The sequence below is a fragment of the Marivita geojedonensis genome (assembly GCF_002115805.1).
GTDB classification, from domain to species: Bacteria; Pseudomonadota; Alphaproteobacteria; order Rhodobacterales; family Rhodobacteraceae; genus Marivita; species Marivita geojedonensis.
Genome location: NZ_JFKC01000009.1, coordinates 103988 through 118023 on the forward strand (window position 1 = coordinate 103988; position 14036 = coordinate 118023).

At 62.3% G+C, this 14036-nt stretch carries 11 protein-coding genes and 1 tRNA gene; 4 read left to right on the top strand and 8 right to left on the bottom strand.

Going from position 1 to position 14036, the window contains the following annotated elements:
* Positions 1 to 41 precede the first annotated feature (41 nt).
* The 4 genes from MGEO_RS11400 to MGEO_RS11415 form a co-directional block, all read right to left on the bottom strand.
* On the bottom strand, positions 42 to 803 hold the full coding sequence (locus MGEO_RS11400) for a hypothetical protein (RefSeq protein WP_085637423.1): 762 nt from the start codon (positions 801 to 803) through the stop codon (positions 42 to 44).
* Between the two features lie 246 nt (positions 804 to 1049).
* Entirely contained in the window at positions 1050 to 1331 is a 282-nt protein-coding gene (locus MGEO_RS11405; protein ID WP_085637426.1) for a hypothetical protein, read from the bottom strand.
* 189 nt (positions 1332 to 1520) lie between these two features.
* Positions 1521 to 2927 (bottom strand): type I glutamate--ammonia ligase, encoded by a 1407-nt coding sequence (gene glnA / locus MGEO_RS11410; protein WP_085637429.1) that lies wholly within the window; start codon positions 2925 to 2927, stop codon positions 1521 to 1523.
* Between the two features lie 52 nt (positions 2928 to 2979).
* Positions 2980 to 3318, bottom strand: a complete 339-nt coding sequence (locus MGEO_RS11415) for a P-II family nitrogen regulator (RefSeq protein WP_085637432.1) — start codon at positions 3316 to 3318, stop codon at positions 2980 to 2982.
* Positions 3319 to 3488: 170 nt separating this feature from the next.
* Here MGEO_RS11415 and MGEO_RS11420 point away from each other — a divergent pair, with 170 nt between their 5' ends.
* Entirely contained in the window at positions 3489 to 5126 is a 1638-nt protein-coding gene (locus tag MGEO_RS11420; RefSeq protein WP_233139854.1) for an NAD(P)H-hydrate dehydratase, read from the top strand.
* A 91-nt stretch (positions 5127 to 5217) separates the two neighbouring features.
* Positions 5218 to 5301, top strand: a tRNA-Leu gene (locus MGEO_RS11425).
* Positions 5302 to 5354: 53 nt separating this feature from the next.
* Here MGEO_RS11425 and MGEO_RS11430 read toward each other — a convergent pair.
* Positions 5355 to 6302 (bottom strand): DMT family transporter, encoded by a 948-nt coding sequence (locus tag MGEO_RS11430; RefSeq protein WP_085637490.1) that lies wholly within the window; start codon positions 6300 to 6302, stop codon positions 5355 to 5357.
* A 365-nt stretch (positions 6303 to 6667) separates the two neighbouring features.
* On the opposite strand from MGEO_RS11430, the gene MGEO_RS11435 reads away from it, so the two are divergent.
* Positions 6668 to 7630: a methyltransferase domain-containing protein gene (locus tag MGEO_RS11435; protein ID WP_085637439.1), complete on the top strand. Its 963-nt coding sequence runs from the start codon at positions 6668 to 6670 to the stop codon at positions 7628 to 7630.
* 30 nt (positions 7631 to 7660) lie between these two features.
* Here MGEO_RS11435 and MGEO_RS11440 read toward each other — a convergent pair whose 3' ends face one another.
* Complete coding sequence (locus tag MGEO_RS11440; RefSeq protein WP_143746264.1) at positions 7661 to 8758, bottom strand: hypothetical protein; 1098 nt, start codon at positions 8756 to 8758, stop codon at positions 7661 to 7663.
* Between the two features lie 342 nt (positions 8759 to 9100).
* Between MGEO_RS11440 and tig the strand changes: the two genes are divergently transcribed.
* The gene (tig, locus tag MGEO_RS11445; protein WP_085637445.1) at positions 9101 to 10432 is read left to right on the top strand and encodes a trigger factor; all 1332 of its coding nucleotides are present in this window, start codon (positions 9101 to 9103) and stop codon (positions 10430 to 10432) included.
* Between the two features lie 162 nt (positions 10433 to 10594).
* Here tig and MGEO_RS11450 read toward each other — a convergent pair whose 3' ends face one another.
* Both MGEO_RS11450 and MGEO_RS11455 read right to left on the bottom strand, forming a co-directional pair.
* Complete coding sequence (locus MGEO_RS11450) at positions 10595 to 12550, bottom strand: bifunctional 2',3'-cyclic-nucleotide 2'-phosphodiesterase/3'-nucleotidase (protein WP_085637448.1); 1956 nt, start codon at positions 12548 to 12550, stop codon at positions 10595 to 10597.
* A 120-nt stretch (positions 12551 to 12670) separates the two neighbouring features.
* Positions 12671 to 13813 (bottom strand): mandelate racemase/muconate lactonizing enzyme family protein, encoded by a 1143-nt coding sequence (locus MGEO_RS11455; RefSeq protein ID WP_085637451.1) that lies wholly within the window; start codon positions 13811 to 13813, stop codon positions 12671 to 12673.
* Between the last annotated feature and the right edge of the window lie 223 nt (positions 13814 to 14036).

Below are 14036 nucleotides of genomic sequence, written 5' to 3' on the forward strand. Positions count from 1 at the left end.
GCGGACAGGTTTCCCCGTGCCCGCACGATCAAGTGATGGTATCAGAGCAGTCCGGTCAGACCCGGTGCCATGCCGGACTGGGCCAACCCGGCGTAGAGCCCGGCCACACCAAGCGCCATTGCACCTGCGCGCAGGTCCTCGCCCCGCATCGCGTTGTGGATGATCAGCGGGAAAGCCAGCGGCAGCGCGATCAGCGCCGTGGTGAACGAGAAAGCCCAGGCCGACAGGCGCAGCGGCGCCGATGTCGTGCGGCGTTCCGCGAGTTCCATCTCTTCGATCTCTTCGACCGTGATGCTGTTCATCTTGCTGCGCATCGCTGCAATCAACCAGTTGTCCATCCGGGCAGCTTCGCGACGCTGTTCCGCACGGCGCTTGCGCACGGCCTTGACCTTGCGCGGCACGATCCGGTTGGCGGTCTCCGTGCTGGCGACCGGGTCTCCGGCGGCAAGGAAATCCGCAACCGCGATGGGTTGGTTCGATCCGTTCCAGAAGACCGTGTGGGCGTCGTAGTCACGGCAGAGGTCTGCGGCGAGATTGGCAAGACGGCTCGAGCAGGACTGCGCATCCTCTCCGCGTGAGGCCAGAAGCAGAACGCTGGCCGTTTCTCCTGCGTCGATGGCAACGGTCAGCGTATCCGTGTCGTTGATCACCCAGTCGATGTAATCACGGGTGAGCGGCAGGCGCTTGAAGTTCACACGCTGCGCCGTGAGCGCGCGGGCAATCGAAGGTACGACAGACTGACAAATGTCATCGCGGCACTTGTCGGTCACGAGGCTGATCACTGTGACGTCCGAAGCAGACATTTTTCCACCTCCCCAGGTGCAAGAAAATTCCGTTATCGCCATTCAAGCGTTGGAATGTGTTCGAAATGGGGTCGTATTCGGGCGCAAAGGGGAAATTGGGTCTGTTTAGGGCATTTTGATGGGACAAACCGCGCGGATTTGTGCGGTCGTCGCTGCAATCGGTACAACTGCACAGGGTCTGTCAGGCGCGCGATTCCGCCACTTGCGGGGTAGCGCGAAGTCCGAGTCCCTGCGGCTGAGACGCGGTCAGCGACCGAAGCTGATGTTGCTGAAGCCTCCGGTCAGACCCGCAATCGTGTCCTTGTTCTTGGCATAGTAGATCGTCCCCATCGCGGCGCCGACCGGCATCACGACAAGGATCAGCAGCCCGACGAACACGTATTTCAGGATCGGTCGCGAGGCCGGAGCGGCATGAAGTTCATCCTGCGGTTCCGGGTGGCTGTGAGGCGTCTCCAGTGCAAGCTCGACACTCTGAACCCCGGCTTTCGCATTCAACCGGGCAATGCGGTCTTCGAAATTGGTGGTCATGACACAGGTCCTCAACGCAGGTTTCCGAACGGCCCCGTCAGAGCAGGAGGGCCAAGGTCAGAGGTCCCACCCGGATAAGGCGAGTCGGGGACGGAACAGCGGCCATTTCTGGGCAACCAGAAAAATGTCGCGCCAACGAAAAAAGGCGCCCCGAAGGACGCCTTTTCCCGAAACTGTCCGATCCTGAGATCAGCAGCTGTAGTACATGCCGAACTCGACCGGGTGCGGTGTGTGTTCGTACAGCTCGATCTCTTCCATCTTCAGGTCGATGTAGCCATCGATCTGGTCTTTGGTGAACACGTCACCGGCCAGAAGGAAGTCCATGTCGGCCTTCAGCTCTTCGATGGCTTCACGCAGCGAACCGCAGACGGTCGGGATGCCTTCCAGCTCTTCCGCCGGCAGGTCGTAGAGGTTCTTGTCCATCGCCTCGCCCGGATCGATCTTGTTCATGATGCCGTCGATGCCGGCCATGAGCAGCGCTGCAAAGCACAGGTACGGGTTTGCAGAGGGATCGGGGAAGCGGGCTTCGACGCGCTTTGCTTTCGGGTTTTCGGTCCACGGAATACGGACACAACCCGAGCGGTTGCGTGCGGAGTAGGCACGCAGCACCGGTGCTTCGAAGCCCGGGATCAGACGCTTATAGGAGTTCGTCGACGGATTGGTGAAGGCGTTGAGCGCTTTCGCGTGCTTCAGGATACCACCGATGAAGTAAAGCGCTTCCTGGCTCAGGTCAGCGTACTTGTCGCCAGCGAAGAGCGGCTTGCCGTCTTTCCAGATCGACATGTTGCAGTGCATGCCGGTGCCGTTGTCGCCGTAGATCGGCTTCGGCATGAAGGTGGCCGACTTGCCATAGGCCTGCGCGACGTTGTGGATGACGTACTTGTATTTCTGAAGCTCGTCGGCCTGCTTGGTCAGCGTGCCGAAGATCAGACCCAGCTCGTGCTGGCAGGACGCCACTTCGTGGTGGTGCTTGTCGACCTTCATGCCCAGGCGCTTCATGGTCGAGAGCATTTCCGAACGGATGTCCTGACCGTCGTCGATCGGGTTCACCGGGAAGTAACCGCCCTTGACGCCCGGACGGTGGCCGGTGTTGCCCATTTCGTATTCGGTATCGGTGTTCCAGGACGCGTCGAGCGCATCGACCTCATAGGACACCTTGTTGATGCTGTTCGAGTAACGCACGTCGTCGAACAGGAAGAATTCCGCTTCCGGTCCCCAGTAGGACACGTCACCGATGCCCGAGGACTTCAGGTAGGCTTCCGCCTTCTGCGCGGTGGAACGCGGGTCGCGCTCATAGGCTTCGCCGGTGTCCGGCTCGACGATGGAGCAATGCACGCAGACCGTTTTTTCGGCGTAGAACGGATCGAGATACGCGCTTTCGGTGTCCGGCATGAGTTTCATGTCGGAGGCTTCGATGGATTTCCAGCCTGCAATGGAGGAGCCGTCGAACATGAAGCCTTCTTCGAGGAAATCTTCATCCACCTGGTCGGACATCACAGTCACGTGCTGCAGCTTACCGCGCGGGTCGGTAAAGCGGATGTCAACATAGGCGACATCTTCGTCCTTGATCATCTTGAGAAGCGCTTCAGTGCTCATTCTCTCTTCCCTTTCACTGAGTTTGGGTCTTGTTTCGATATTTCGGGGCAGGTCAGATCGCGTCGGATCCGGACTCGCCGGTACGGATGCGGATGGCCTGCTCGATAGGCGACACGAAAATCTTGCCGTCGCCGATCTTGTCGGTCTTGGCGGCTTCGACGATCGCGGCAATCGCGCCGTCCACCTGATCGTCGTCGAGGACAACCTCGATTTTCACCTTGGGCAGGAAATCCACCACGTATTCAGCACCACGGTACAGTTCCGTGTGGCCTTTCTGACGGCCGAAGCCTTTGACTTCCACAACGCTCAGACCTTGAATTCCGGCGTCCTGAAGAGCTTCCTTCACCTCGTCGAGTTTGAAGGGTTTGATGATGGCTTCAATCTTTTTCATGGCGGCTCCCTCGCTCCTGCGTCGAGGCCCGACAGACCACTTCTGTTTGGGGGCCACAATCGGCTAGGGTATCAATAGCGCATCCCGCAGCCGCCTTTGGATTGTGGCGATCAAAAATTATGCATCTTGCACAAAAAACGTGCAGAATTGAATCGAGCGAGGGAAATCCCGTGACCGAATTGCTCACCTCCGCCCAGATGCGCGCCATTGAGCTGGCAGAAATCGAGTCGGGCGCCGTGACCGGCCTGCAGCTTATGGAACGCGCCGGGCGCGGTGCCGTGGAAACCGCGCTGGCCAAATGGCCCGAACTTGCCAAGGGACGCCACCGCGCACTGATCCTGTGCGGGCCGGGCAACAATGGTGGAGACGGGTTTGTCATAGCCCGGCGCCTTGCCGACCGGGGCTGGTCGGTCGATGTCTTTCTGTACGGCGACGGATCCGGACTGCCTCCGGATGCCAAGACCAACCACGACCTCTGGCTCGAGATGGGACGCGTTTCGCCCTGCGCCCCCGAGACCATCCGCGCGTGCGAGCGCCCCGATCTTTTTGTCGATGCAGTATTCGGCACCGGCCTGACGCGCCCCTTGCCCGACATGCTGAACGAGGTTCTGGATGTCCGGCTGATGAACGTCTGGAGCGAGGCGCAGAGCATTCGGCGTCTGGCGGTCGACTGTCCATCCGGTCTGAATCTCGACACCGGAATGGTGCCGTCGGATGGAGAGACCGCGCCCAGGGTCAATTCCGCCGACCTGACCGTGTCGTTTCACAGCGTTAAGGCCGGCCACAAGTTGGCCCTTGGGCCGGTTCTGTGTGGCGACGTGAGGACCGTGGATATCGGGCTGACCGGTCCGGACGCGGCAGAGCGGGCCATGGTCGGGACCGCGCCTGATCCGGACCGCGCCCGACTCGCGGCGCCGGAGTTCCTGCACAGCGATCTCCCGTTGCGCCTTTGGCCCGGGTCCATGATCGCCAAACTGCGCGGGCAGGGACATAAGTACGACTACGGTCACGCCATGGTTCTTGCCGGTGGCCCGGGCCGGGGCGGCGCGGCCCGGATGGCCGCGCGCTCCGCCCTGCGCAGCGGAGCGGGACTGGTGACCGTCCTTTGTCCGCCGGATGCGCTGACCGAAAACGCCTGTCATCTGGATGCGATCATGCTGCGGGCCTGCGGAGATCCCGATGCGTTCCGGCAGATCGTGGATGACCGGGTCTCGTCTCTCTGCCTTGGTCCGGGCATGGGCGTGGGCGAAGAGACCCGCGCGCTTGTCGCTGCCGCCCTGGCGCATCGCCGGGGCGACCGGGGATGGCGGGATCCTGCGGTGGTGCTGGACGCCGATGCGCTCACCTCCTTTGCCGACGCCCCGGATGCGCTGTTCGCGCTGACCCATGCGCGCACGGTGCTGACCCCGCATGAAGGAGAGTTCGCGCGTCTCTTCCCCGATCTCGCCCAATCCAGTCGCGGGCAGCGCTCCAAGATAGACGTGGTCCGGATCGCGGCGGACCGGGCCGGGTGTGTGGTCCTGCTCAAGGGTGAGGATACCGTGATCGCCCAACCCGGCGGAGGGGCAAGCGTTCACAGCGCCACCGGGGCGCGTGCCGTTCCGTGGCTGGCCACCGCCGGGGCCGGGGACGTGCTGGCGGGCCTGATTGCCGGTCTTGCCGCGCCGGAAACCGCGCCGGACCTCTTCTGCGTCACCGAAGCAGCGGTCTGGCTGCATTGCGAGGCGGCACGGTGTTTCGGCCCCGGCCTCATAGCCGAAGACCTGCCGGAGATGTTGCCAAAGGTTTTCTCAACCCTCGCGCGCTAAGAAACTTCGTACGAAGTTTCTCGGCAAAAGAATTTTCGTACGAAAATTCTACTCGCATCGGCTCCTGAGCTTTGCTAGTGACCAGCGCAATGCGGGTGTGGCGGAATTGGTAGACGCACCAGATTTAGGTTCTGGCGCCTTTGGCGTGGGGGTTCGAGTCCCTTCACCCGCACCACTTGTCCACCCTGACATCAAAAAGTGACCCGGCCATCGCTGCGATGCGATCCGTCAGATCGGTGGCGCGGCGCGTTCTGTCACCAGTTGGCGTGCGGTGACCCGTTCGCGGTGGATCATGTAAAGCCCCGCGCCGATGATGATGGCAATGCCGATCAAAGTCAGTGCATTCGGAAAATCGCCGAACACGAGGTACCCCAGAAGGGTGGCAACGGGCAGTTCGAAATATTGCAGCGGGGCCAGCGTGGCAGACGGCGCGAGCGACAACGCGTAGGTCATCATCATGTGGCTGACCGTTGCGAAAAAGCCGACGCCAAACAGCCAGAGCCAAACGATACCCTCAGGCCAGACCGGATCGAGTAGGTCCGACCCCGTGCCATCGGACAACGCCATCACCGGAAGGCAGAGCACACTTGCCACAAGCCCGGTGTGGAACTGCAGCGTCACCGGATGCACATGTCTGGATAGACCGCGTGTCACGAGGATGTAAGACGCAAAGCCCACGGCGGTTCCCAGTGGATAGAGAGCCACCGCCCCAAAGGCCGAAAAGCTGGGCTGGATCACGAAAAGCACCCCCGTGAACCCCACCATCGCGGCCCCGACGCGGCGGGGTCCAACATCTTCCTTCAGGTAGAATTTCCCCACCAGCAGCACGATGAACGGCGCGACGAAGACAATCGCCAGTGCATCGGCCAGCGGCATCACGCGGATCGCGGCGATGAAACAGAAGGTCGACACAAACAGAAGCAATGCCCGCACCACAAGGGGGAGCCAGTGCCTTGGCGCCACGCGCACTGACAGCCCCATGAGCCAGACGACCGGGGCCATCAGCACGCATTGCACGACAAAGCGTGCCGCTGTGATCTGCCCCACCGGGACGGTGCTGGACGCCAGTTTGGCGGCAACGTCAAGCAACGGGGCCGTCACGCAGAAGCCCAGCATCAGGGCGACGCCTGCGAGGATGCGGTCGGTTGAGGGGACGGGCGATGTGTTGACGGTCATGCTGCCCCGATATGCTTTCGTTTCCGGGGCGTCCATCTCCTTTGCGACATGTGAGCGCTCGTAAACACCTCGGGGTGCTGTGCGCGCTCTGCGCGGGACGTGTGGATGTGCTCACGGAGCCGAGGTTCCGGAAGATCGTTATCCGTCCCGCCGTCGGGCATCGGTCGCAGCGTTTGACGGATTGGCCGGGCGCATCATGCCTTTTGCAGGTTCATCATCGCACCCGGTGCAAGCTGTCCATTGACAGGCAGGCCGTCGTGGCGCTAACGCGCTGTCGTTCACCGGGGTTTCGGTGAAGCGTGTCGCCCGTCGCGTGGTCTGTGGATGCAGGCAAATGAGCGGGCCTTTTGGACAGACAAAGCAAGATGGTGGCAAAGCTGTTTGCGTCCGGTGATCTTCGAGCCGACAGGCGGGCGGAGTTTGCCGAGACACTGGCGCATCTGGGCGATATCGATGCGGCGGTGGATGTGTTGCGCGGGGCGCTTGAGATCGTGCCGACATGGGGCGCGGGATGGTTCCGGTTGGGTGAATACCTGGAACGGGCAGGGGACCGCGACGGAGCAGCCAAAGCGTGGGGCCGCGCGGTTCAGGAACAGCCCGACGATCCGTTCGGAGCCGGGCTGCGCCGCGACCTGCTGCGCGATCAACCATTGAGCGATACGATGCCGCCGGCCTTTGTCGAGATGCTGTTCGACCAATACGCGCCGCGCTTCGAGGCCTCGCTGCTGGAACACCTCGATTATCAGGGACCGCAGATCATCGAGGACGCGGTTGCGCAACTGTCGGATCTTCCGGTGGAACGCGCGCTCGATCTGGGATGCGGGACCGGTTTGATCGGTCCGGTGCTGCGTCCGCATTGCACCCATCTCACCGGCATCGATCTGTCTCAGGCCATGCTGGAGGAGGCGCGCGCGAAGGGCGTTTACGATGTCCTTGAAAAGGCCGACATTCAGGACATGCCGATCTCTCCGGATCGCTATGGGCTTATCGTTGCGTCGGACGTGTTCAATTATCTCGGCGCGCTCGAGCGGATCGTGGGGTGGTGCGCCGCGAGCTTGTCGCCGGATGGGGCGCTGATCTTTACCGTGGAGCAGGCGCAGGGGCGCGATGTGACGCTGCGCAGCACCCGGCGCTTTGCCCATGGGCGGGACTATCTGGTGACGCTGTTGGATCAGGCCGGGTTCGCGAGGGTGGAGCTCTGTGACGTGGTGCTGCGGCAGGATCGCGGCGCGGATGTGCGCGGGTTCTGCGTGCGGGCAGAGGTGCTGCGCGGGCAGGGCCGGTCGCAGGGTGATGGCGAAGCGCAGGTGCCGATGGGGGCTGTCTAACCTCCGACGCTGCTCAGGACCCCGCGCGCGTCATCCGGAAATCTGGACAAACTGCGCGCCGGGAATGTCGCGCGGGCTGATGTGGATCAGCCCGGGGCCGTTTGCGACACCGACCTGCTGCCACAGGCCGAAATGTTCCCGCCGCGCCTCGGCTTCCGTGCCGGCCATGAAGTTGTGCAGCTTTCGGCCTCGGAGCACGGTGTCATAGAACCCGCACAGTGCAGCCTCGGTCAGCAGGGCGAAACTGTCCATGCCGTTGGGCATGAAGACATCCACTTCCTCGTCGAACGAATTGACCGCCTTTTCCTGACTGCCATGCAGCACCATCGGCACCCCCATCCGGCGGTTCAGCATGTTCTGCACGTCGATGAATTTCTGCCCCCGGAAGTTCGGGATTTCCTGCGCTTTCTGTTGCGGTGATTTCTCGGACTCCTCGGTGGCGGCTGGCGTTTTTCCAGCGCGGTTCAGATGGGACCATGGGCTGCTGGCATGCTGTTCGGAAACCACGATGTTCACGCCGGGATTGTCGGCGGGCACCACTGCGAAGAGGTCATAGTCGCCGTGAATATACGAGGCGTGAATGACACCGCGTCCGGTGTCTTTCATCAGGGCGCCGTAGCGCTTTGACCCAGGGCGGGTGTCGGTAAAGAAAGGTTGCCCCATCGGCAGATAGAAGCGGGATGGGGTTGACGCGTCCTTCCATTCTAGATCGTCGCAGTGACGACCCGAGGCCACGAATTTCTTCCATTCCTTCATGGCGGAGTCGTATTTCTTGGGTGTGGTATAGGCGAGGCGCATGGCGGCGGCGGTGGGGTTGCAGACCAGACCGGCCACCTCGGACACCCACCGTGTTCCCTCGATCGCGACGTTCTTCTGCGCGGTCTTGGCCTTTGTGTCCGGGCCTTTGGGGATGAAACCGGTCTGCCCGATATATTTGATCGATTCCGGGTTCGACCGACGCACCAGAATGAACACATGAAACCACCACGCGGTGTAGGCGAATGCCAGCTGGTCCTGGCGGCGCATCACCCGATCCGCATCCGGCGCATGGGTGCGCAATGTCGGTGCGATCATCTGGCCCTGAACGGCCTTGGTGTGATCGTAGGTTCCGGCAGACATTCGGCTCATGAGTTTCACCTCCCTGAATGGAGTGGAGGGTCACTGGGCCGCACGATACGAATTGCAGTCAAACATGTGCGGCTCTGAACACGGCCCGCCATAAATCAATAAACGATGGCCAGAAGAGTACGGCAGCCGCTCCGGTCGGGCAAGAGAGTCGTGTGGCACCCTGCGCGAACCGCCGGTTCTGCCACACGCTCCAAGGCTTTTGCGCCCTGCCTCCCGCGTGTGTGAACGGCCCTGTGAGCCATACATTTCCTGCTTGCACAGTGTCAGGCGCCCCTCTAAGACGCGGTGGATTTTGACCGCCGCGGACGCCTCCGCGGCCCCTATGCAATGGATAAGGACGACATGCAGGTCACTGAAACCCTCAACGAGGGCCTCAAGCGCGGATACTCGATCACCGTTTCGGCGGACGAGCTGGATGCAAAAGTCAACGAAAAGCTGAAAGAAGCGCAGCCCGAAATCGAAATGAAGGGCTTCCGCAAAGGCAAGGTGCCGATGCCGCTTCTGAAAAAGCAGTTCGGTCAGCGCCTTCTGGGCGAAGCGATGCAGGAAACCATCGATGGCGCGATGGCGAAGCATTTCGAAGACAGCGGCGATCGCCCGGCGCTCCAGCCCGAGGTCAAGATGACCAACGAGGACTGGAAAGAAGGCGACGATGTTCATGTTGAAATGAACTACGAAAAGCTGCCCGAGATGCCCGAAGTGGACCTGTCTGCGCTGAAGCTGGAAAAGCTGGTGGTCAAGGCCGGTGACGCGGAAGTGGATGAGGCGCTAAAGAACCTCGCCGAGACCGCTCAGGACTTCAAAGACCGCAAGAAAGGCTCCAAGGCCAAAGACGGCGATCAGGTTGTGATCGACTTCCTCGGCAAGGTCGATGGCGAAGCCTTCGACGGTGGCGCTGCGGAAGATTACCCGCTGGTGCTGGGTTCCGGTTCCTTCATCCCCGGCTTCGAAGAGCAGCTGGTCGGCGTGAAGGTCGGTGAGGAAAAGAACGTCGAGGTGAAATTTCCCGAGGAATACGGCGCGGAAAACCTGGCCGGTAAGGATGCGGTGTTCGAATGCACCGTGAAAGCCGTCAAAGAGCCGGTGGCTGCCGAGATCGACGATGAGCTGGCGAAGAAATTCGGTGCCGAAGATCTGGCCGCGTTGAAGGCGCAGATCGCCGAGCGTCTGGAAGTTGAATATGCCGGTGCCGCCCGTCAGGTGATGAAGCGTGCGCTGCTCGACCAGCTTGACGAGAAAGTGTCCGTAGACCTGCCGCCGTCGCTGGTGGAGGCGGAAGCCAAGCAGATCGCGCATCAGCTGTGGCATGAGGATAACCCAGATGTGCATGGCCACGATCACCCCGAGATCGAACCGACCGAAGAGCACACCAAGCTGGCCGAACGCCGTGTGAAGCTGGGTCTGCTTTTGGCCGAGCTGGGGCAGAAGGCCGAGGTCGAAGTGACCGACGCCGAGATGACCCAGGCGATCATGAACCAGGCCCGTCAGTACCCGGGCCAGGAACGTGCCTTCTTCGACTTCGTGCGTCAGAACCAGCAGATGCAGCAGCAGCTGCGCGCGCCGATCTTCGAAGACAAGGTTGTCGATCACGTGGCCGAGCAGGCGACCGTGACCGAGAAAGAGGTCTCCAAGGACGATCTCGAAAAAGCCGTCGAGTCGCTGGAAGATGAATAAGACCTTTCGGGGTTTTGAACTGCAAAGGCCGCCCGGTTGGGCGCCCTTTTCTTTTTCAGGATCGGATCGGCTGTGCCGATCCGACCGAGGTGGGGGCGCTGCCCCCGTCCGCCTGTGGCGGACTCCCCCGAGGTATTTTAGGCCCAAAGAAGCCGCAGTGCTTCAGAGCGTCATGCGGAAGAGGGCAAAACCGTCGGCGTTGGTGCCCGCTTCCTCGAGCGTCATGCCTTCAAGGGTTCCGGCGTATTTCGCGCCGGCGGGTCCGGTCTCGAAGATCACGCTGGTGTTCGCCATCGGGGCGAAGCGCCAGTTGAAATCGGCTTTCGGGTCGACGGTTCCCTGTTCGACGATATAGCGCACGATCACGTCGCGGTTGGTGTCGGGGCCTTCGAACACGATGGTGTCGCCGGTTCCGGGGAAGCTGCCGCCGCCGCCTGCACGGTAGTTGTTGGTGGCGATGATGAACTCTGCCGCCGGGTCGATGGGCGCACCGTCATAGGTGAGATTCACGATGCGGTTGGCATCGGGGTTGATCACCGCTCCGTCGCGGTCGAATTTCGACGGCTGGCTGAGGTCGATCTGGTAGCTGACCCCGTCGATCACGTCGAAATTGTAGCTGGGGAAGTTGGGATTCAGGAGCGGTGCGTCGGTCGATCCCGGTTCCACCTGGTTGAACATGCCCGCCGAGCGTTCGAGCCAGTCCTTGACCTGCGCGCCCGTCACCCGCACGGCGCGCACGGTGTTGGGGTAGAGATAGAGGTCGGCCACGTTCTTGATCGCGACATCGCCCACCGGCACATCGGTGTAGTATTCCGGCCCCCCGCGGCCCCCGGCCTTGAACGGGGCGGCGGCCGACAGGATCGGCAGGCCCTCATGCGGTGTGCCCTGCATCATCTGTTCGATGTACCAGGTCTGGGCGTTGGAGACGATCTGGACCGAAGGATCATCGGCCACGAGCGCGAAATAGCTGTGCAGCGGCGCGGCGGTCTTGCCCACGGCGCGGCGGACATAGGCCAGCGTTTCCTCGTGATCCGCCATCGTCGCGTCGAGCACCGGCTGGTAATCCTCGACCAGAGCGGTGATCGAGCGGTCTTCGTTCCGCCTGGAGATCGGGCGCGCTTCGGACTGGTGGCTGAGCACGCGCCAGCCATCGCCATCGCGTTCGAGCATCAGGTCGATGAGCCCCATATGGCTGCCCCAGAACCCGGCCATAACCCCCGGCTTGCCCATGATCGTGCCTTTTGCCGTGTCGAGTCCCGGCAGGTTGTCATAGGTCGAGGAGGGGAAGACGAGGTGCGAGTGCCCGGTGAGGATCATGTCGATACCGTCGATGCCGGCAAGCGGGATGGAGGCGTTTTCCATCATGTCCTCGGCCTCTGCCGCGCCTATGCCGGAGTGGGACAGGGCGATCACGATGTCGGCGCCGTCTTCGCGGATCTGCGGGACATAGGCGCGGGCCGCATCGAGGATGTCGCGGGCAATGACGTTGCCCTCGAGGTGACGGCGGTCCCACGTCATGATCTGCGGCGGAACGAATCCGATCAGGCCGATGCGGATCGGGTGGGTGTTCCCTGCTCCGTCGGTGAGTTCGCGGTCGAGGATCACATAAGGCGGCACGAGGGTGGTGTCCTCGCGCAGGGTGGCCCCGGTTTCCTTGACAACGTTGGCCGACACCACGGGGAAGTCCGCCCCTGCCAGCGCCTTCATCAGGAAATCGAGCCCGTAGTTGAATTCGTGGTTGCCCAGCGTCGAGCCGTCAAAGCCCAGCGTGTTCATCGCGGTGATGATCGGGTGCATGTCGCCGTCTTTCATCCCGCGCTCATAGGCGATGTAATCGCCCATCGGGTTGCCCTGCAGGAAGTCGCCATTGTCGAGCAGGATCGAATTCGTGGCCTCGGCGCGGATGTTCCGGACGAGGGTGGCGACGCGGCTCAGGCCCACGGTGTCGGTTGGGCGGTCGCCGTAATAGTCGTAGGGATGCACATGCACGTGCAGGTCCGTGGTTTCCATGATGCGCAGATGTGCCTGGTTGGCGTTTGCGCGCGCCGAGAACGGGTGCAGGGCGAGAAACCCTGCGGTACTTGCCAGAAATCCACGGCGATTGAGCGTAACGGCCATGATCGTGTCCCCCTGATTGGATTGAGTCTGCCCCAAGGCTAGGGCCGAATCCTCACAATCGGGTAGTGTTTTCGTTTCAGCGGCGTGAAATTGCCGGAGGCGTCCGAGATGCCGGAGGGATCAGAGATGCACTTCGCCTGAAAAACTGGCGAAGCCTGCAATCTCATCCGGCAGGTCGGTGATGCCCAGGCCCGGAGTGGTGGCGAGGGTGAGTGTGCCCCTGTCGGAGGCGCCAGCCCAGGGGTCGAACGCGTCGCGCAGCGGGTTGGGGTTCACGTCGACCTCAAGCAGCCCGTCGCCGCCTGCCGCCGCCAGCAGATGTGCCGATGCGATGAGGCCAATCCCGCCCCCGAGGAAATGCGGGCAGTAGCGCTGACCGGACGTGCGGATCGCCTGTGACACGGGCCAGCAGCCGCTGAAGCCGCCCCATTTGGCAATGTCGGGTTGCAGCACGCCGAAGACGCCTGTGGCGATGGTATCTGCAAAGCTGCCCGTGCCGGTGATGTTCTCGCCGCCTGCCAGCGGGACAGGGCACTGGTCGGCAAGTGCGCTCCAGTGGGTGAGGGGGGCGTCGGCGGGCAGGGGTTCTTCGAGCCAGCCAAGGGGCAGGTCGGCGCAGGTCGCGACGAAGCGTTCGGCCTCGGGCAAGGCCCAGGCCTGGTTCGCGTCGGCGCAGAGGGTTTCGCCAGCGCCGAGGGTTGTAAAGAGTGTTCGCAACAGATCGGTGTCGCGCGTGAGGTCAAAGCCGACCTTGACTTTGAAGGCCGAGAACCCGGCCGCGCGGCTTTGGGCGATCTGGCTGTCAGCCTGCGCGATGGCGATGCCGCTGGCGTAACAGTGGACGGTGTGTGCAGCCTCGGCGTTGAGGAATTGCGCCACGGGAAGCCCGGCGCGGCGGGCCTCCAGATCGGTCATCGCGGTGTCCAGCCCGGCGATCACCTGCCGGAACGGCCCCCATTCGCCACATTGCAGGGCGCGGATGTGGGTCTTGTCGGTGAGTTGGGCAAAGAGGTCGGTCGCGCTGTCAAACGTCTGACCCAGAAGCAGGTCGGCCATATCCTCGACCACCAGTCGGGCGCGGTGCTCGGCTCCGGCGGCGGGCCAGTTGGCGAAAATCTCGCCCCAGCCGAACGCGCCGTCGCTGTCTTCGAGCCGCACGAATACGGCAGGGCGGTTGTGCATGACGCCGAAGGACGTCGCGACCGGTGATGCGATCGGAACGCGGTAGGCGGTGACGGTGATACGGGACAGGGTGATGGACATGAGCGCAAGACAGCAGGATGCGCCTGCAAAGGCAAGCGTGCCGATGCAGGGTCCGTGCCAGCTGCGGTCGTTGGAAAAAGAGGTGACGTCACCTGAGTTGGGTGGACATCCTCTCCCCAATTTATGATTTTATGTGTTTGTTTTTGCTCATAAAAATCTGAAACAGGAATCCTACGTACCAAACAAGGTGCCAAAGTGAGAGTTGCGTACTGCACCCTTAGGG